Genomic DNA, 18252 nt, shown 5'->3' on the forward strand with positions numbered 1-18252 from the left:
AACCGTCAAGCCCATCCCACGGGCCAACAGTCACGGGTAATAACGCTCATAATTTTACCGAAATTTTAGTTGGAGTGTATGGGCAACTTTGTGAAAATTTCTGCATTCCTGGAGATCACTTTGCGCCAGCACAATCAAAGTTACCCCATTTTACGGCAAAATAAAGTCAGTGAATTGCAGTAAAATCACCCAAAACCTCGGAGAAAATTGAGCATGGATTCACAGATGATGACTTCAAAGCCTCAAAGCCTTTCGATGTGGATGCGTCGTGACCTCGCGCTTCCCCAAGAGCATGGCGCCTGGGTTTTTCTTCTTAGCCCTCTCGCCATCGGTTTAGCCACAGCCAATCGTCCCCCTTCTACAAACTCGGTTGTGCTTTTGATCACCGCTCTGGTTGCTTTCCTCTTTCGCCATCCTCTTACGTTGGTGATCAAGTCCCTAAGTGGCCGTCGCTCACGCGCCGATCTATTTGGTGCTATCTTGTGGGCGTGCAGCTACGGACTGTTGGGTTTGGTCGGTTTAGGATTTCTTTTGGCGCAGGGCTTTAAGGAACTGCTCTGGTTAACCCTTCCCGCACTGCCTATCCTGGCGATTTACCTCTATCTCGTCAGCCGGCGTGCCGAACGCCATCAGCCCATTTTAGATTTTGCGGTTGCTGTTGTCCTGGGGCTGGGTGCACCGGCTGCCTATTGGGTCACCGAGGGCACTTACTCCTCCACTGGTTGGACGCTCTGGGGGTTATGCAGTCTTCACGCCTTAACTTCCATCGCGCACGCTTTCATGCGCCTGGGACAACGACGGTGGCAAAGCTTACCCCCTCTTTCAACCCAAATCCGAACCGCCCTGCCCGCCCTAGGCTTCAACCTTTTGGCGGTTAGCATAACAGGTTTCTTTTCCGCAATCTCCCTATTACCTTCATGGCTTCCCCTTGCCTATGCTTTACAATTATTTGAATCGGCTTGGGGATTTTGGAACCCTGCGCTAGGACAAAAACCCACCCAAATTGGTCTACGCCAACTTATCGTTAGCGCCCTTTTCACCTTACTCTTCATCGCATTGTGGCGTACCTAGAAAATTTCATCACCCCTTGAGGGCACCAGCCAAAATACCACGGATAAAGTAGCGTCCTAATAATAGGAAGAATGTCAATGGTATGATGACAGCGATCAGCGCCGCCGCCATTTGCAAGTTGTATAGCGCCACGAAACTCCCTTTCACCTCGGCAAGTTTGACTTGGATCGTCGTGGTCAGAGGGGTAGATAATGTTAGTGCCAGAAGGAACTCATTCCATACCTGAGTAAAGATAATAATCGCGACTGATGCATAAGCCGGGAGTGAGATAGGGGTGACCACGCGGAAGAAGATCTGCAATTTACTCGCGCCATCCACCTCGGCAGCCTCTTCTAACTCCCGCGGTACGGAAAGAAAGAAGGTGCCCATCAGCACCGATGCCAACGGCACATTGAGCACCAGATAACTGAGGATCAAACCGGCATGGGTTAACGCCAAACGCGTCAGCGCCATCAACTGTACCAATGGGATCAACACCACCTGGTATGGAAGATAAAGCGCAATTCCAACCAGGATGAACAAAAACCGCACCCATCCTGCTCGCACCCGTGCTAAATAATACCCTCCCAAAGCACCGAAGAACGTAGCCAACAGGGTCACCGTAAAGGAAATAATTGAGGAATTCCTCAATGCCGGGGCAATCAATCGCAACGCAGTGGCATAGTTCTCCCATTGAAGGTTCCCACTTAGTACCAGATAGGTACGTTGGGTGATCTCCACCGGTGTCTTCAGCGAGGTTGCAAACATAACGTAAATAGGCAAGAGATAACTGACCGTCAGAAAGGCCAGCGCTAAAATGGTTAGCAGAAAAAGGATGGGGTTACGGCGAATTATTCGAACCATCGTTGAAATGCGTAGAGGGTATAGGGGATGACAACAATGAACGCGATCAGGAAGATAATAACACCCAATCCGGCTCCCAGTGCAACCAAATGCTGCTGGAAGGTAGCGATGAACATAAAGAAGGCCAACACGTCGGTTGAATATCCCGGCCCACCAAAGGTCACAATATAAACGATATCGAATACTTTGAGAGTTGAGATTAACAACAACGACACCAAAACCAGTAAGCCGCTACGGATGTTGGGCACGATCACATCAAACAGGATGCGCAATTTGGAAGCGCCATCCACTGTAGCGGCCTCCACCATTTCTTGGAGTTCCGTGGTACGGAACGACGATTGCAAGATGATGACCGCGAAGCCCAGATATTGCCAGATAAATATCACAATAAGCCATAAAGTAGCCGTTTTGGGGTCATTGACATAATTAGAAACCAGAAAGTCAAGCCTCAGTGCCCTGAAGATGGTATTCAAAACCCCCTTGTCTGGCTGGTACATCCAGGACCAAATTGTTCCGGTGACGATAAATGACATCGCCACCGGATAAAGTATCAGAGTACGTACATAACCCTCTATCCCCCGTATCGGGCTGATCTCCAAAAGGTAAGCAATGAAAAGGGCAATTACGACTGTTGGCACCACCCCCAAGAGTAACCAGCGCAAGTTGTTACGTACATCCACCCAGAACCGATCCAGGCCTACCATCAATTGATACCACTTTAGTCCTGCGAATCGAAAATTGGGAGCTGTGCCCGACCAGTCCGAAAAAGAGACATAAATTGTCCACATCAGCATGCCGTAAAGGACGATTAAAAAAATCAATAAAGGTCCCAGGAAGACCAATGTTTCTCCTAATCGGAAACGAATCGTTCGCTTCTCCAAGGCACCCTCTCTGCCAACAGGTAGAAAGAGCCTTCCCCTCCCCTATACAAGGGGGGAGAAGGCTCTTTTCAGATAAGCCATTTTATGGCCACTGGTACCAGGCCGCCCCTTCTTTTACCTGGTAGGTGGTGAAGAGATCACCCACCGTCTTGATCGTAGCATCTACATCCGGCGTGACGACAAAGGCAGCAATGGCATCCCAGTAAGCCTGCGTAAAGGAGAAGGGAGCAATGCTACCATGCTGATCGAGGATCAGTTTGGTGGGATTCTCGCGCACGTAGGTCATCAGCTCCTGGCGGATAGGATCCGGAAATTCTTTCGGATCAATGTCAATGCGCGCAAACAAACCGCCCTGGATAACATCGGTCGGGATTTGCAACTCCGGCGAGGCAACCACGCGCAGCCAATCCATAGTGGTCTTCGGATGCGGCGCGCCCTTGGTCAAGCCGTAAGTATCAGGATGGAAAAGCAAGATGCGTTCGGGCTTTTGCGGGAAGGTCACCGCACCGAATTCCTGCCCTGGCGTCCAGCCACGGCTCTTGAAGTAGCCTATAGCCCAGGTCCCCATGATTACCATCGCCGAATCACCAGAAACCAACAGACCACAGGATTCATCCCAGGTCAAACCAGGGTTGGTGGCGTTGATGTAGGGGATTAACTCCTTAAACTTCTCCAAGGCGGTCTTGAAAGTGGCATCCGTCTTGACATCAATCTCGCCCTTGTAGAGTTTGACGTAGTACTCCGGACCACCCACTTCTAGCAAGATGCTGTCAAAGACGAACGCCGCACCCCATTTCTCCTTGGCACCTAAGGCCAGCGGCGCCATATTCGGCTTGGCTGTTTTGATTGCCTTGGCCACATTGATCAATTCATCGAATGTCGTGGGCGGGGTAAGTTTAAGTTCATCGAAGAGCGGTTTGTTGTAGTACAGGATATTCTGGATGTGCATGTTGAGCGGTACCGTATATGGGTGCCCATCAATGGTAACCGCATTTGCCAACGGCTTCGGGATCACATCCGCATACTTCAGTTCCGCCCACAGGTCATCCAAAGGCACCAGGTATCCGCCGTCCACATATGACTTCAATTCCGCCCCACCCAGGGTTTGGAACGTATCAGGCGGTAAACCTGCGGATAGACGCGCCTGAAGCACCACGCGATGGGACACTCCACCCCCACCTGCTACCGGGTTCTCAACAATTTCCACATCGGGGTATTTGTCCTTGAAAGCCTTAAACATGGCATCTGCGGCTTCGCGCTCACCGCCCGCCGTCCACCAGTGGAAGATTTCCAGTTTGCGCTCTTCCGGTTTGGGGGTTGCAGTCACAACCACTTCGCGGACCTCAGGGGTTCCTTTGACTTCAACAACCTGAGTAACCACCACCGTCTTGACCACTTCCTGAGGTTGGCAGGCTGCCAACACCAGACTCAAGACGGCCAAAGCGGTTACTACAATCAGCCATCGCTTGCTCATATTCTCCTCCTCCTGAACGAGCATAGGACCAGACTTGACTTGAGGGACAAATTACAATCGAACACATCACCCCTTTACAGGGTAGCTCTTGTCGCCCTTGGATTTGTGATTTCCAACACCGTAAATAGCACCACCTCCTTTCCACCCTTATCGGTCAGCAATGCCATCTGAAATGGGCTATTACATCATCGCGTCACAGAGCGATTCGGCAACAATGAGGGTGACCCTGTTCGGTGGTGAAAATGCCTTGACATGTCACCCACAAAACTTTGATTTGCTTTATACACAATATATACAATAGCACGACTTTTGGGTTTGTCAAGAATTTTTCGGCAAATTTTCCTTTGCCACTCCCAAACCGTTACCACGCCGGCACATTTAAAACACCCCACGTCGCCCTAAAAGGATCGCTAGAATTGGCGCCAGGCCAAGAAATAATACCCACATTACACCACCAACCTGGTTTAATCGCAGGGGTTCAATCAAAACTATTAGACCCCCTACCGACAGGACACTTCCAACCCAGGCACGCCATAGACTGACCCGGAAACCCATTCGTCGCCATGTTAAGTAGACACCCAGGCCAGCACCCAGAGCAATGCCAATCAATGCTCCTAGTATTCCTAGGGCTAAATCCAAAAATCCAGCCCCTCCTTGCCAACGGCCAATCATCCCCCCTACTAAAACCCCCAAGATCATCAGCGTCAATTCTCCTAAAACTCCCCCAATGAAGGCTAATAGGTAGATTCGCCATTGATTTTTAGGCATACTAACCACTCCAACTTAAGTGTTTAGCACCATTTTAGCATAGGCGATTCAAACCCACTGTCTTGGCCAAATAAAAAAGCCCTGGCGGGTGATTGCACCGTACCCCAGGGCTAAGAAAAGCGAACGTATCCCTTTTAGACCGATGGGCGCGGTTGCTGTTGGGTAATGCAGTGAATATTTCCCCCACCTAATAGGATCTCCCGCGCGTAGACGCCAACTACCTTGCGTTCCGGCATCAATTCCTGAAGCGCGGCCAGGGCTGTCTTGTCGTGAGGATCATTGAACATAGGTACCACAGCGCCGCCATTGGCCATATAAAAATTGATGTAGGATGCCGCAAGCCGGTCACCTTCGCGCCGCGGCAACGTCCCTTCAATGGCATCTACCCATTCGCTTTCTTCTTTGGTTATATAGACCGGGTTAGGTTGATGAATTTTGTGTACCTGCAAGCGTCGCCCACGAGCATCTTTGGCTTGCATTAGGATCTCATAGGCTTCGGCTGAAATGTCATATTGCGGATCCTGCTTGTCATCCGTCCACGTCAATGCTAAAACACCTGGCCGGATGAAGCAACAAAGGTTATCCACATGGCCACTGGTCTCATCATTATAAACGCCGCGCGGTAACCAGATAATGGTTTCCACGTTGAGGTATTCGCTCAGATATCGTTCAATCTCTTCGCGTGTTAATTCGGGATTGCGGTTAGGATTGAGCAGACATTCCTCGGTAGTGATCAATGTGCCTTCACCATCAACGTGAATGGAACCACCCTCCAACACCAACGGTGCCTTATAAACATCCACCCGTTCAATCTCGGCTACTTTTCGCGCGACCAGGTTGTCCTGATCCCACGGGAAGTATAAACCACCCTTTAATCCGCCCCAGGCGTTGAACTCCCAATCCACTGCGCGAATTTCGCGCCCATTGGTCACAAAGGTTGGCCCACAGTCGCGCATCCATGAGTCGTTATAAGACATTTCGACGACGCGCACTTCGGGAGGAAGCAGAGATCGCGCATTCAAAAACTGCGCCGCAGAAACACCCATCGTGACCGGCTCGAATTGAGCAATGGCTTTCGCCACCTCAGTAAAGGCACGCTGCGCCGGCTTGGCCCCCAAACGCCAGTTATCCGGACGTTCCGGCCACAGCATCCAACACCCTGCATGGGGCTCAAACTCGCCCGGCATCCGAAAACCATCTTGCTTCGGGGTTGTATCCAATCGCCGTGACATGGTTCTACCTCCTAGATGCTGTTTTATTACTTGGTTTCACTGGCAGGTTCAGCATGAAGTAAACGTTGGCGTCGTGCCACCAACACCTCTCCGATAACCAAGGTGATCAAAACCCCTCCTAGAACAGGGATCGCAAACGTCCAGTCAACCGGTTGCCCAGGCACCCACACGAAAAATAGAATCGCCTGGGCGATAAAAATCTCACACAACACCGTAAAAATCCATGCCACTGAAGCACCCCCGGGCACTTGATAAGGACGAAACGTTGCATGATCGGTCAAACGCAGTTTCAAAAATGCCGGGAACATGACCAGGTAGGGGAGCAGAAAAACGATCGAACTAAACGCAAACAGGCTCCAAAACAGATCCTCCGCCGTGTTCGCAAAGAAACCATAAAGGATGATCACTGCGGTTGAGATGATTCCAGTGATAAGATAAGCCCCAAGCGGGGTTTTATTGGTTGGATGAAGGTAACCAAACACTTCCGGCAGAACACCTTCATTTGCTGCTTCGGCAGCACTGCGATTCGCCCCCATCGTCCACACCACCATGTTGGTCAGAAAAGTGTATAGGGCACCGACCCCTAGAAGTGTCACCAAACCCTCACCCAAAGCACTATTACCGAGCAACACCCGCAAGGTGTCAATGATGCCAGAAATTAACCCCAATTGTTCCAGTGGCAACGCCATTAACATCCCCAGTGTTCCCAGCAGATAGAAAAAGGCAATGAGCACACCGGCTGTAATGATCGCAATAGGAACATCCCGTTGCGGATTTTCCATTTCTTCGCCTGCTCCGGACATTAATTCAAAACCCATAAAATTGAACACAATCACGGGCAAAAACGCCAACCCCGCATCCCACGTTGGGAGCAGCGCACGGAAGGAAAGGTCATTTGCCACTCCGTGCTGCGAGGCATAATAGAACGCTCCCAAACCAATAACCAGGATAATCGTGATCTTCAAAATTGCCCCTATATTGGGCACCCACTTACCGACATCTAGCGCAATAATTCCGATACCAACCGTGATCCAGGTCATTAGAATTCCAATTCCAATCTGTCCCCACAGCGGCAGATCCGGGAAAAACATTTGCGCGAACATACCGGCAAATAGGATATAGACAGAGGGCATCCATAGAGCCACATTCACCCAGTAAAGCCAGGTGACCCGCGCCGCCCAGGTTTCCCCAAAAGCTCGCCGCACCCAGGCGTAAATTCCTCCCTGCTCAGGATAGGTGGAACCCAACTCGGCAGTAATGAGCCCGTAAGGGATAAAAAAGAAGATGAGTGTGATGATCCACCAAGAGACTGCCGAAGGACCAATGGCCGCCGCTGGCGCTAACGTATCCACAACCAAAATAGCGGCTACGGTGAACAAAATCATGTCAAAGCGCCTTAAGGTCTTCTTGAACCCCCCTGATTTTTCTAATTGTTTTTCTCCTGTCATGATATTCCTCCCCAAAGGTGGATTTATCAAAGAACAAAAGAGAGGGATGGGCATCAAACGCCCATCCGCTCCGCTAAGAACGCCTGAATCCGCCCGCTGTGGTAAGCCTCCAACTCAGCGCTGGGGCGCTTCAATCGCGGATACACCAACCACACCAGAATTCCCTTTTCGGTGTGTAGCCGATTTTCAGCCTGATCGTAAATGATCGAGCGCTCAGAATCCATCACCTCATCCGTTACCTCCACCCCTCGCGAAGCCGGCAAACAATGCATAAATTTGCAGTGGGCTGGTGCATGCTTGAGCAGATCCATATTGACCTGATAGCGAGGCATAAAGGCTTTGCTGCGTTCTGGAATTTCGGCTTCCTGGCCCACCCACCACCATAGATCGGTGTAAATAAAATCGGCGTCCTTGACGGCTTCAACGGGATCTTCGGTAATACGTAAGGTCCCCCCCGACTCTCGGCAATTCTCTAAAGCCGTCTTGACCCACGCCTCGGGGGGCTGGTAGCGTTTCGGCGCCGCATGGGTAAAATGCATTCCCAACCGAGTGCAAATCAGCATCAGGGAGGAAAGAACATTGGTGGCATCGCCGATAAAAGTCACATGCAGATCTTCTAAGCGCTTACCTTCCGGCATGTGCTCCATCATCGTCAACACATCACATACCACCTGCGTCGGATGGTTGTAGTCGGTTAAACCGTTGATGACCGGCACCGTCGCCGCCTGGGCCAGACCCACAATGGTCTCGTGCTTCAATGTGCGCGCCATGATCACATCCACCATGCGCGAAAGCACCCGCGCCGTATCTACCAAAGACTCACGCACACCCAGGTGAATCTCACCCGGCTTTAGATAGAGAGCATGCCCACCCAGCTCTGTCATTGCCACCTCGAATGAGACGCGGGTGCGCGTTGATGGTTCCTCAAAAATCATCGCCAGGCTGGCATCTTTGAGTAATTTGGGCGTACAACCCTGCTTATCGGCCTCTTTGATCAATCGGGTCAGACTGATCAAATCGAGTAACTCCTCTTTGGAAAAATCCTGGGTGTCAATAAAGTGTCGTAAAGTCATATGCGCCTCTCTTAAATATTCCGTATCGGAATTATTTATTTCCGTTTACATACTAATAATAGCACATTTAACCATGTAATTCAAGCCATATCGGAATTTTTATGATCATTATCACAACCCAAAGTGACTAATATCGCTGCTCAGTGAAAATTGATCCCCCAAGTCGTTACCACTTTAGTCATTATCACGGCAAAATTAACTTATGATTTTTCACCACGCCAAAAAAATTCATAGATTGGTTCCTTTATCCTTGGGTCGCATCCTTTTAGCGGCCACTTTGCTAATTGCATCCATTGGGACAAGCATCGTTTCCGCTCAAGGACCCGGATGGATACGTGTCGCTTTTATCAATGTCGGCCAGGGCGATAGCATCTGGCTCCATGGGGAAGATCAATACGATGTTCTCATTGATGGTGGACGGTTAGCGGCTGGTCCAACAGTCGTGGCCTATTTACAAAACCAAGGCATTGACGATCTTGACTTGCTCATTATCACCCACAGCGACTCAGACCACATCGGTGGCTTGGTCTCAGTTTTACGTTCCACCTATACCATCGAAGCCGTGGCCGATAATGGGCTCCCGTGCTCAACCTCCATCTGCCAAACCCTCACCGCCGAGCTCGTCAAACGTGGCTTGACTCCCACCCCGCTGGTCGCTGGGCAAAGCCTCAACGCAGTGTTAATCAACTTGCAAGTCTTAAATCCTCAGCCCATTCTGAGCGGCGATGATAATGAAGATTCCGTGGTCATCCGAGCCGTGCATGGGCAAATCGCTATCCTGCTCACAGGCGATATCAGTACCACTGCTGAAACCACGCTGATGGCCAACGATCTACCCCTTCAGGCACAGGTGCTCAAGGTAGCGCACCATGGAAGCAAATACAGCACGGGCGAGAACTTTCTGGCCACCGTGCAACCCACCCTCGCGGTCATCTCGGTCGGTGATAACTCCTACGGTCATCCTGCACCTGAAACCTTAGATCGCTTGGCCGCCAGCGGTGCCCAAATACTGCGCACCGACCAAATCGGCACCATTATCCTGTATAGTGATGGCAATAGCTTTTGGACGGCTCAGGCTACATATGCGGTATTTCTACCCTTAATCCTGAGAGAATTTTCCTCTCCTCCCCCAACCCCCACCCCAATAACTCTTCCTTCCCCACCTCCTCCCCAGGTTAGGATCACCCATATCGAGTACAACCCACCTGGTGATGATGTTCAAGGTGAATATGTTGAGATCCAAAATCAAGGTGAAAACACCCAGGCTCTAACTAACTGGACGTTATCTGACCAAGCCGGCAATACCTTTACCTTCCCCGAATTTCTCATCGGTAGTGGTCAATTTGTGAAGGTCTGGACGAAAGCCGGCTCAAATGATAGCCAGAATTTATACTGGGGACGCAACCAGGCTGTTTGGAATAACGACGGGGATTGTGCGTACTTGAAGGATCATAACGGGGGATTAATCTCAACCTACTGTTATCCTCCCTAGTGCTATTCCGCAGTAAAATCCTCCGGGGGAGGCATCCATTCATCAATATTGCGCAAGATGCGCGGCACGAGCGCGTAACCCTTCACGTGCACCCCAGGTATAGCAGGTAGCCCGCTGCGCAGGAATTCACGTAGTTGTTCGTTATTTTTAAATCGTACCTCAATCGAGAGATCCTGGGTACCCTGACCAAATGCCAAATACGATACCTCGGGCATCGCCAGCAAGGCTTCTATGACGGCTTGTTCCCGGTCAAGATCCACTTCCAGGAAAATATCCGCTGTAATCACATAACCAAAGTAGTTGGGATCCACAATACAGGTTAAGCGAATCGCTCCTGCCTCGACCATACGGTCAATGCGGTTGCGTACTGTGCGTTCGTTCAAACCCAGTTTGCGCGCAATCTCGGCGGCCGGCTTTCGGGCATCCACCTGTAATTCTTGCAGAATCTGATAATCAACCAGGTCAAAAGAATGACGGCGCATTTAATTTCTTCACCTCTTGCGGATTCCAACCACGTTGGATACTATAGCATTTCCGTTTTGGAAACGCAAGAGGGGACTTTGACCTAATTACTGAAATTGCGGTGCCTCAATCAACCCCCGCCCCAGCAGAAGCGACCATTGAGATGTCCGTTTCTGCCAAAGCCGCCACCAAGCCACCGTATCGCGCAGGGTTTCTTCAATATCCCGCGTTTGATATCCCAGATGTTCTCGCGCTTTGGCTGAAGATACCCGAAAGGAATCGCTGACCGTTTCAATCGCATAGGGGGTAAAACGAGGGCGCAAATTAAACCAACGTGCTATCATCAAGTTTATATTGGCTATGCGAATTGCCAAATCGCGAGGAGACGTCATCACCTTGATTGAGCGTCCAATTAGATCACCTACCTTGACTATTAATTCTTTAATCTCGATCCAGGTACCTGAAAGCAAATAAACTTCACCTCGCTTCCCCTTTTCCGCGGCCAGAATAAGCCCCTGGGCAACATCTCGCACATCCACAAAATCAAACCCACCTTCTACAGCAAGCATAAGGCGTTGACGCATGGCTTGTCGCACCAAGCCGCCCATTTCTGAACCCAGAAAATCATACGGACCGATAATTCCAGTCGGGCAAACGATAACCCCATCTAAACCTTCACGTGTGGCTTGCCGAACCAAAAGTGAAGCAGCCGCTTTTGAACGATCATAAATCCCCGCCGGATTTTCCGGATCAAACGGCAGTCGCTCATCCACCGTCTCCCCTGCCTGCGGGCGCTTCAATGCGTGAATGGAACTGGTATAAACCAGCCGCTTCACCCCTGTAACCAACGCTGCACGAATCACGTTCTGCGTGCCTTCTACGTTGACCCGCCATACCTTCTCGTCCATGCCCGGGCGAATGGCGATTAGACTCGCCAGATGAAAGACACAATCCACCCCCTGCATGGCAAAGCGCAGGATATCCTCATCCAAAACGTCCCCAGGCACTACCTCAACCGGCATCCCTTCTAGAGGCAATAAACTTTCACCCCGCAAGACCAGTGCCCGCACGCGCTCACCCCGAGCGACTAAGTTTCGCACCAAGACGTTGCCCAAATGCCCGGTAGCACCGGTTACCAGAATAGTCATCTCGACCTCCTCTTTCTTAAATACCGACCAGTTGGTATAATTTTAATAGATTAACCTCACCCGTCAAGGAGATTCACCATGCCCAAACAGGAACGCGCTGAAGAAACACGACGACGAATTTTAGAGGCTGCCCAGGAAACTTTCGCCAGTCAGGGTTACCAGGCTACCAGTGTCGCCGAAATTTGCCAACGTGCCGGAGTAACCAAAGGCGCTTTTTTCTACCACTTTCCGACCAAACACGCCCTTTTTCTTGCCCTCTTGGAAGATTGGCTGTCTCAACTCGACCAATATCTAAACCCCGATCGTTACCTTGGGAACAACGTTGCCCAAAGCCTGTATGCTATGGCTGATTTGCTAAAGGCTGGGTTAACTCAGGGGCGCGACTACTTACCCATGTTTCTCGAATTCTGGCTGCAAGCCGCTCGCGATCCGGTGGTTTGGCAAGCCACTATTGAGCCTTACCGGCGCTATCGCGCCTTTTTCGCTAACCTTTATCTCCAAGGGATGAATGAGGGTTCCCTTTGCACCGCAGATCCCAGTCTCGCCGCTGTGGCTATGGTCTCTTTGGCTTTAGGTCTGCTTTTGCAAGGGCTAATGGATCACGAAAGCGTCAACTGGGAGGAAGCCGCTCCGGCTGCGTTTCGCTGGGTGCTTAGTCTTATGGCCCCAGATCCTGCCACAACTCCCTGAAAGCGTACCACTTATTAGGGCCTTGGTGCCCAAAGACCCAATCCTTCTTCCCGCGCCTTGTGCTCCGCCATATGAAATACCTCGGCACAGGCCACATCCGGCGGGTAACGCAAAGCGTTAGCATAACCACCGCGTACTAATTCGTAATTAATAAATATCTCGCCAACCAAAACATAACGCAGAAGGCGGCCATAGCGATCGGTTTCACTTACGTCTTTGATTAAGGTGACCTCCCGCCCGTCCACCAATGCCTGATTACGCGCCGCTGCCTCTTCACCGAAGTATTCAATCCGTATCGTACTTTCAGGAGTGTCTATTCCGATATAACGCACGTTAAATAACGATCCATTTATTTCGACCTCAACCGTATCTCCGTCAACGACTCTGACGACTTTACCTTGTTCTCGGATCGTGTTTGTAGGCAAACAGGCTAATGCGCTAGAATCGGTGAATAGAGGGATGGGTCGTGGTGTAGTAGTAGCCTCACCCAAGGGTAAATTTCCTTTAGGTGCCAAGGTCTTAACCAGAATAAGCAAAAACAACACCAGTACGATGGTTAGCAAGGTTAGCGGTAATGGTGGGCGACTCCAGACAGAGTGAGAAGAAACACATTTGGACACATCAACCTCTGGGTAAAAATATTAGAGATAGGCTCTGGTTGTATTGCTGTTTTTAGAATTATACCGATTCGCCGATTGACACACCCTTCTAAGTTTTCTATAATGGTTTTAATTTGTAATGTTCGAACATTCGGTCAGTATAACATTATAAAGTGATCCCATCCAATTACTCTCAATTCTCCCTTTTCCTTAATCAAAATCAAAGGAGTGCCCCATGCATAAAATTACCCTCCTCGGAACCGGCCTAATAGGTCAGTTTTATGCCGCCAGCCTAATCGGGATGCGCAATCGTGACGAGATCAAAGTGGTCTATTCGCGTTCCCCCGAAAATGCGCGCAAGTTTGCCGAAAAATGGCACATTCAGCGTTGGACCACTGATCTTGCTGAGGCTATCCGCGACCCCGAAACCGATGTTGTCGTCATCGGATTACCCAATCACCTTCATAAGGAGGCCACGCTGCTTGCCGCTGAAGCCCAAAAGGCCGTTCTTTGCACCAAGCCCCTTGCGCGCACTGCCGAAGAAGCCTGGGAAATGTTAGAAGCAGTAGAAAAAGCAGGGGTATTTCACGGTTACTTGGAAGATTTAGTGTACACCCCGAAAACCCTCAAAGCCCTGGAAGCCGTACGTCAAGGCGCTTTGGGTAAAGTATTATGGGCACGCTCTCGCGAGACCCATGGTGGTCCCCACAGCGATTGGTTTTGGAAAAAGGAATTTTCCGGAGGTGGGGCATTAATTGACATGGGCTGCCACTGCATTGAAATCGGCCGCAACTTCATCGGAAAGGAAGTTCGTCCCGTCGAGGCAATGTGTTGGGCCGATACCCAGGTGCATCCGATTGAGGCCGAAGACCACGCTATTGGTTTAATTCGTTATGAAAACGGCGCTATTGGGCAATTCGAGGTTGCCTGGAACTTCCGTGGTGGCATGGATTTGCGTGATGAGGTGGCCGGTACTCAAGGAACGATCTGGCTCAACCATTGGCTGCGGACCGGCTTTGAACTTTTCACTGCAGTTGGCCCTCAGGGCTACGTGGCCGAAAAGGCCGAAGGAACAACCGGATGGCTCTTCCCCGTCGGTGATGAAATCGGTGCACTGGGGTACGTACATATGTTCCTCGATCAACTCAACGCTCTAGATCAGAACCGCGCCCCGATGGAGACGTTTTATGATGGCTACGTGGTGAACGCCATCATGGACGCATGCTACCGTTCTGTTCAAAGCAAACAATGGGAACCAATTCTATTGAAAGAATGGCGCGGTGGAGGGCAAGGTGAAGCGCAGCAGGTCCTAGCCGAATATGATCCTGAGCACTGGATTATTAAGACCGAGAAAATGCCCGACGGCAGTCTCAAATACATTTTGCGCCACAAGCAAAGCGGTGAGATCACCCAAAAAATCGTGCCCCCGGCGAACTGAGGAACACGACAACCGGCAGAGTTCTTTCCAAAAGAAACTCTGCCGGTTGTCAAACAAATCATACAATTATAGAACTTATCCAAAGAGAGTTTGAAAAATTAATACTTTTGCTACTTTACTTACAAAGTTGAATTTGCTATAATCAAAATACCATTCCTGCGCCAGGTTGTGCTCATGTCCCAACCTTCCCCTTATATTCTTAGCCGCGCCGAGAAAATGATTGTAGATCTGCTCAGCCAGCATGGTGCGCTCAGCCGCACCGAATTGGCCTGGCGCACAGGCTATTCTCGCGCCAAAATCGGCGCCGCCGTGCAAAGCCTGCTCGAGCGTGGTATCCTCGAAGAAGTAGGGGACGATGAGTCACGCGGTGGCCGTCGGGCGCGGCTGCTCAATTTCGCATCTAATATCGGCTATATATTTGGCGTTGACGTCGGAGCGACGAGTGTAGACATTGCGCTTTCCGATTTCACTGGTCGTATTCTTTCCCGTTTCGATACTCCTGCCGACGTGCGAGACGGGCCCGATGTCCTACTGGGCATGATCAAGGATCAAATGTTGATCATGCTTCAGGAGGCGGGACTTGCCCCCGAACAGATTCACGGCATTGGCATCGGTGTTCCGGGACCAGTCGAGTTCTCAACGGGCCTTCTTATCGCTCCACCGATCATGCCGGGTTGGGAGGCCTTTCCCATTCGTGAGTATTTCAATCGTGTTTTCACCCAGGCCATTGTCATTGTGGATAATGATGTCAACGTTATGGCATTGGGTGAACTACGGCGGGGTAAGAACATCAACGCACAGAATTTCATCTTCATCAAAATCGGCACCGGCATTGGTTGTGGGATCGTATGTCAGGGCAAGATCTATCGTGGTAGCAGCGGGTGCGCAGGTGACGTCGGACACATTTGCGTAGATTATAATGGCCCTATCTGTCATTGCGGCAACCGCGGGTGTGTGGAAGCGATGGCCGCTGGTCCGGCTATTGCCGCCAAAGCCATGCAGGCGGCTCAAGAAGGGCGCAGCCCGATTTTGCAACAGTTAATGGAGAGCAACAACGGCGTTCTGACCGCTAAGGATGTTGGCATTGCTGCTGCCCGCGGGGACCGGATTTCCATCGGCTTAATCCAAGAATCGGGCAAATTAATTGGTGAAATGTTGGCTGGGGTGGTGAATTTCTTCAACCCCAGCCTTATCTTAATCGGTGGCGGCGTCAGCAATATTGGTTATCAGTTGCTTTCCTCGATTCGTCAAGCCGTGCTTGCCCGATCGTTACCCCTTTCCACGCGAGACCTGCGGATTGAATATAACTCCCTGCGTGGCGAAGCCGGAATTTATGGTGCGATATACCTGGCCCTGGAACACATTTTCACCACGTCTACCACACCAGGCTTTGAAGATGATGAGTGATCTCAACCGAAAGGAGGTGGTTTCAGTTCCTAACCAACTTCCACGAAGCTTTTCCGATGTCCCCCTGTTTCTCAATTCCACTTCATAGGTTCTGCAAGGAGGAGTGAGACATGTCTGAACGAAAGTACCGTCCCCTCATTTGGTTGGCTAGTCTGTTGGTCATCCTGGCAATGGTGCTAACGGCGTGCGGTGGACAACCCACGGCAGCCCCTACCCAGCCCGCAGGTGAACAACCCGCTACCCAACCCCCTAGCGGCGGGGCACAACCCACCAAAAAGTTCACCATCGGCGTTTCTAACCCCTTTGTGGGCAGCGAATGGCGTTCTCAGATGATCAAAGACCTTCAGGAGGTCAACGCCGAATACATGGCTCAGGGCCTCACCAACGAACTCATCATTGAGTCCTACGACACCGATGTCCAGGGCCAGATCCAGCAAATCCGCAACCTCATGAACAAAGGCGTTGACGCCATCATCGTCAACCCCTCCGATGCCGCCGGCCTCAACGCCGTCCTCCAGGAAGCCATTGATGCCGGCATCCTCGTCGTCTCCGTAGACCAGGAAGTCTCCGCCAAGGGCGCCATCAACGTCGCCATTGATCAGGCCGAATGGGCTCGCATCAGCGCCCGCTGGCTGGTCGAGAAACTCGGCGGCAAGGGCAATGTCGTCATGATCAACGGCATCACCGGCCACCCCGCCAATGAAGCCCGCGTCAAGGCCGCTACCGAGGTCTTCCAACAGGCCGGCATCAACATCCTCAACAGCGTCGAAGGTAAGTGGGATCAGGCCACCGGCCAGCAGAAGATGGCCGACATGCTCGCCGCTTACCCCAACATTGACGGTGTTTGGGCCCAGGACGGTGTGGCACTGGGTGCCCTGCGTGCTGTCCAGGCCGCTAACCCCGCCAAATGGCCGGTTATGGTCGGCGAAGCCCGCGCCGGTTACCTCCAGGCTTGGAAGGAAGTCCTCCAGACCAAACCCGATTTCGAGTCCATCGGCGTTATCAACCCGCCCGGCCAGTGCGCGACCGGCCTCCGCGTCGCCGTTAAATTGCTCCAGGGAAAGAAACTGCGCTCCGACATTCTGAAGGGCGCTGCCGGGAACACCATCTATGTCCCGATCCCTGGTATCGTGACCAAGCGCAACTTTGATACCATCTACGAGACCGTCAAAGACAAGAGCGACTGGTACACCCTGGATTCAATCCTAAGCGATGCCGAAGTGGATGCCTTCTTTGAGGGTGCCCCGGCTCCGAAGAAGTTCACCATTGGCATCTCCAACCCCTTCGTGGGCAGCGAATGGCGTTCTCAGATGATCAAGGACTTCCAGGAGGTCAACGCCGAATACATGGCTCAGGGCCTCACCAACGAACTCATCATTGAGTCCTACGACACCGATGTCCAGGGCCAGATCCAGCAAATCCGCAACCTCATGAACAAAGGCGTTGACGCCATCATCGTCAACCCCTCCGATGCCGCCGGCCTCAACGCCGTCCTCCAGGAAGCCATTGATGCCGGCATCCTCGTCGTCTCCGTAGACCAGGAAGTCTCCGCCAAGGGCGCCATCAACGTCGCCATTGATCAGGCCGAATGGGCTCGCATCAGCGCCCGCTGGCTGGTCGAGAAACTCGGCGGCAAGGGCAATGTCGTCATGATCAACGGCATCACCGGCCACCCCGCCAATGAAGCCCGCGTCAAGGCCGCTACCGAGGTCTTCCAACAGGCCGGCATCAACATCCTCAACAGCGTCGAAGGTAAGTGGGATCAGGCCACCGGCCAGCAGAAGATGGCCGACATGCTCGCCGCTTACCCCAACATTGACGGTGTTTGGGCCCAGGACGGTGTGGCACTGGGTGCCCTGCGTGCTGTCCAGGCCGCTAACCCCGCCAAATGGCCGGTTATGGTCGGCGAAGCCCGCGCCGGTTACCTCCAGGCTTGGAAGGAAGTCCTCCAGACCAAACCCGATTTCGAGTCCATCGGCGTTATCAACCCGCCCGGCCAGTGCGCGACCGGCCTCCGCGTCGCCGTTAAATTGCTCCAGGGAAAACAACTTAAGGACGGCATCCTCAAAGGCGCCGCGGGCAATACACTCTACGTACCGATTCCTGGGGTTGTGACCAAGGATAACTTTGAAACCTATTACGAAATGGTCAAAGATAAGACCGACTGGTACACCCTGGATTCGGTGATGAACGATCTTGAAGTCAGCGCGTTCTTCAAATAAGCCC

Annotated in this window: 16 protein-coding genes; 6 read left to right on the forward strand and 10 right to left on the reverse strand. The window is 51.7% G+C overall.

Features of this window, described 5'->3' with window-relative positions; translation table 11 throughout:
- Positions 1-225: 225 nt before the first annotated feature.
- Entirely contained in the window at positions 226-1071 is an 846-nt protein-coding gene (locus tag QYE77_RS02715) for a YwiC-like family protein (RefSeq protein ID WP_315623814.1), read from the forward strand.
- Between the two features lie 9 nt (positions 1072-1080).
- On the opposite strand, the gene QYE77_RS02720 is transcribed toward QYE77_RS02715, so the two are convergent.
- The 7 genes from QYE77_RS02720 to ptcA all read right to left on the reverse strand — a co-directional run bounded on the left by QYE77_RS02720 (position 1081) and on the right by ptcA (position 8790).
- Positions 1081-1914, reverse strand: a complete 834-nt coding sequence (locus tag QYE77_RS02720; protein WP_315623815.1) for a carbohydrate ABC transporter permease — start codon at positions 1912-1914, stop codon at positions 1081-1083.
- Positions 1902-2795, reverse strand: a complete 894-nt coding sequence (locus QYE77_RS02725; protein ID WP_315623816.1) for a carbohydrate ABC transporter permease — start codon at positions 2793-2795, stop codon at positions 1902-1904. The genes QYE77_RS02720 and QYE77_RS02725 overlap by 13 nt, the downstream gene beginning before the upstream one ends.
- Before the next feature lie 82 nt (positions 2796-2877).
- Entirely contained in the window at positions 2878-4269 is a 1392-nt protein-coding gene (locus QYE77_RS02730) for an ABC transporter substrate-binding protein (protein WP_315623817.1), read from the reverse strand.
- A gap of 378 nt (positions 4270-4647) precedes the next feature.
- Positions 4648-5037, reverse strand: coding sequence for a hypothetical protein (locus tag QYE77_RS02735; RefSeq protein WP_315623818.1), 390 nt, complete (start codon positions 5035-5037; stop codon positions 4648-4650).
- Between the two features lie 134 nt (positions 5038-5171).
- Positions 5172-6269 (reverse strand): agmatine deiminase, encoded by a 1098-nt coding sequence (aguA, locus tag QYE77_RS02740; RefSeq protein ID WP_315623819.1) that lies wholly within the window; start codon positions 6267-6269, stop codon positions 5172-5174.
- 26 nt (positions 6270-6295) lie between these two features.
- The gene (locus QYE77_RS02745; RefSeq protein WP_315623820.1) at positions 6296-7717 is read right to left on the reverse strand and encodes an APC family permease; all 1422 of its coding nucleotides are present in this window, start codon (positions 7715-7717) and stop codon (positions 6296-6298) included.
- Between the two features lie 53 nt (positions 7718-7770).
- Positions 7771-8790 (reverse strand): putrescine carbamoyltransferase, encoded by a 1020-nt coding sequence (gene ptcA, locus QYE77_RS02750; RefSeq protein WP_315623821.1) that lies wholly within the window; start codon positions 8788-8790, stop codon positions 7771-7773.
- A 250-nt stretch (positions 8791-9040) separates the two neighbouring features.
- Here ptcA and QYE77_RS02755 point away from each other — a divergent pair, with 250 nt between their 5' ends.
- Positions 9041-10282 carry a lamin tail domain-containing protein gene (locus QYE77_RS02755; RefSeq protein ID WP_315623822.1) on the forward strand — a complete coding sequence of 414 codons (1242 nt, stop codon included), beginning with the start codon at positions 9041-9043 and terminating at the stop codon, positions 10280-10282.
- Positions 10283-10284: 2 nt separating this feature from the next.
- Here the strand turns inward: QYE77_RS02755 and QYE77_RS02760 are convergent, their stop codons facing one another.
- Together QYE77_RS02760 and QYE77_RS02765 are read right to left on the reverse strand one after the other, a co-directional pair.
- Positions 10285-10764 carry an Lrp/AsnC family transcriptional regulator gene (locus QYE77_RS02760; protein WP_315623823.1) on the reverse strand — a complete coding sequence of 160 codons (480 nt, stop codon included), beginning with the start codon at positions 10762-10764 and terminating at the stop codon, positions 10285-10287.
- 87 nt (positions 10765-10851) lie between these two features.
- Positions 10852-11892 (reverse strand): SDR family oxidoreductase, encoded by a 1041-nt coding sequence (locus tag QYE77_RS02765; RefSeq protein ID WP_315623824.1) that lies wholly within the window; start codon positions 11890-11892, stop codon positions 10852-10854.
- A 78-nt stretch (positions 11893-11970) separates the two neighbouring features.
- On the opposite strand from QYE77_RS02765, the gene QYE77_RS02770 reads away from it, so the two are divergent.
- Positions 11971-12582 carry a TetR/AcrR family transcriptional regulator gene (locus QYE77_RS02770; RefSeq protein ID WP_315623825.1) on the forward strand — a complete coding sequence of 204 codons (612 nt, stop codon included), beginning with the start codon at positions 11971-11973 and terminating at the stop codon, positions 12580-12582.
- 14 nt (positions 12583-12596) lie between these two features.
- Here the strand turns inward: QYE77_RS02770 and QYE77_RS02775 are convergent, their stop codons facing one another.
- Positions 12597-13202 (reverse strand): thermonuclease family protein, encoded by a 606-nt coding sequence (locus QYE77_RS02775; protein ID WP_315623826.1) that lies wholly within the window; start codon positions 13200-13202, stop codon positions 12597-12599.
- Between the two features lie 214 nt (positions 13203-13416).
- On the opposite strand from QYE77_RS02775, the gene QYE77_RS02780 reads away from it, so the two are divergent.
- The 3 genes from QYE77_RS02780 to QYE77_RS02790 all read left to right on the forward strand — a co-directional run bounded on the left by QYE77_RS02780 (position 13417) and on the right by QYE77_RS02790 (position 18248).
- Complete coding sequence (locus QYE77_RS02780; RefSeq protein WP_315623827.1) at positions 13417-14619, forward strand: Gfo/Idh/MocA family protein; 1203 nt, start codon at positions 13417-13419, stop codon at positions 14617-14619.
- A 174-nt stretch (positions 14620-14793) separates the two neighbouring features.
- Positions 14794-16026 carry an ROK family transcriptional regulator gene (locus QYE77_RS02785; protein ID WP_315623828.1) on the forward strand — a complete coding sequence of 411 codons (1233 nt, stop codon included), beginning with the start codon at positions 14794-14796 and terminating at the stop codon, positions 16024-16026.
- A gap of 110 nt (positions 16027-16136) precedes the next feature.
- A complete protein-coding gene (locus QYE77_RS02790) occupies positions 16137-18248 on the forward strand; it encodes an ABC transporter substrate-binding protein (RefSeq protein WP_315623829.1) in 2112 nt (703 codons plus the stop codon).
- The last annotated feature ends 4 nt before the right edge of the window (positions 18249-18252 follow it).

The sequence above is a fragment of the Thermanaerothrix solaris genome (assembly GCF_032334255.1).
Taxonomy (GTDB): Bacteria; Chloroflexota; Anaerolineae; order Anaerolineales; family Anaerolineaceae; genus Thermanaerothrix; species Thermanaerothrix solaris.

What these genes read in the sequence shown, in the direction of transcription:
- QYE77_RS02715 (WP_315623814.1), top strand. Translation starts at nt 226, where the DNA reads ATGATGACTTCAAAGCCTCAAAGCCTTTCGATGTGGATGCGTCGTGAC.
- QYE77_RS02720 (WP_315623815.1), bottom strand. Translation starts at nt 1,914, where the DNA reads ATGGTTCGAATAATTCGCCGTAACCCCATCCTTTTTCTGCTAACCATT.
- QYE77_RS02730 (WP_315623817.1), bottom strand. Translation starts at nt 4,269, where the DNA reads ATGAGCAAGCGATGGCTGATTGTAGTAACCGCTTTGGCCGTCTTGAGT.
- QYE77_RS02735 (WP_315623818.1), bottom strand. Translation starts at nt 5,037, where the DNA reads ATGCCTAAAAATCAATGGCGAATCTACCTATTAGCCTTCATTGGGGGA.
- aguA (WP_315623819.1), bottom strand. Translation starts at nt 6,269, where the DNA reads ATGTCACGGCGATTGGATACAACCCCGAAGCAAGATGGTTTTCGGATG.
- QYE77_RS02745 (WP_315623820.1), bottom strand. Translation starts at nt 7,717, where the DNA reads ATGACAGGAGAAAAACAATTAGAAAAATCAGGGGGGTTCAAGAAGACC.
- ptcA (WP_315623821.1), bottom strand. Translation starts at nt 8,790, where the DNA reads ATGACTTTACGACACTTTATTGACACCCAGGATTTTTCCAAAGAGGAG.
- QYE77_RS02760 (WP_315623823.1), bottom strand. Translation starts at nt 10,764, where the DNA reads ATGCGCCGTCATTCTTTTGACCTGGTTGATTATCAGATTCTGCAAGAA.
- QYE77_RS02765 (WP_315623824.1), bottom strand. Translation starts at nt 11,892, where the DNA reads ATGACTATTCTGGTAACCGGTGCTACCGGGCATTTGGGCAACGTCTTG.
- QYE77_RS02770 (WP_315623825.1), top strand. Translation starts at nt 11,971, where the DNA reads ATGCCCAAACAGGAACGCGCTGAAGAAACACGACGACGAATTTTAGAG.
- QYE77_RS02780 (WP_315623827.1), top strand. Translation starts at nt 13,417, where the DNA reads ATGCATAAAATTACCCTCCTCGGAACCGGCCTAATAGGTCAGTTTTAT.
- QYE77_RS02785 (WP_315623828.1), top strand. Translation starts at nt 14,794, where the DNA reads ATGTCCCAACCTTCCCCTTATATTCTTAGCCGCGCCGAGAAAATGATT.
- QYE77_RS02790 (WP_315623829.1), top strand. Translation starts at nt 16,137, where the DNA reads ATGTCTGAACGAAAGTACCGTCCCCTCATTTGGTTGGCTAGTCTGTTG.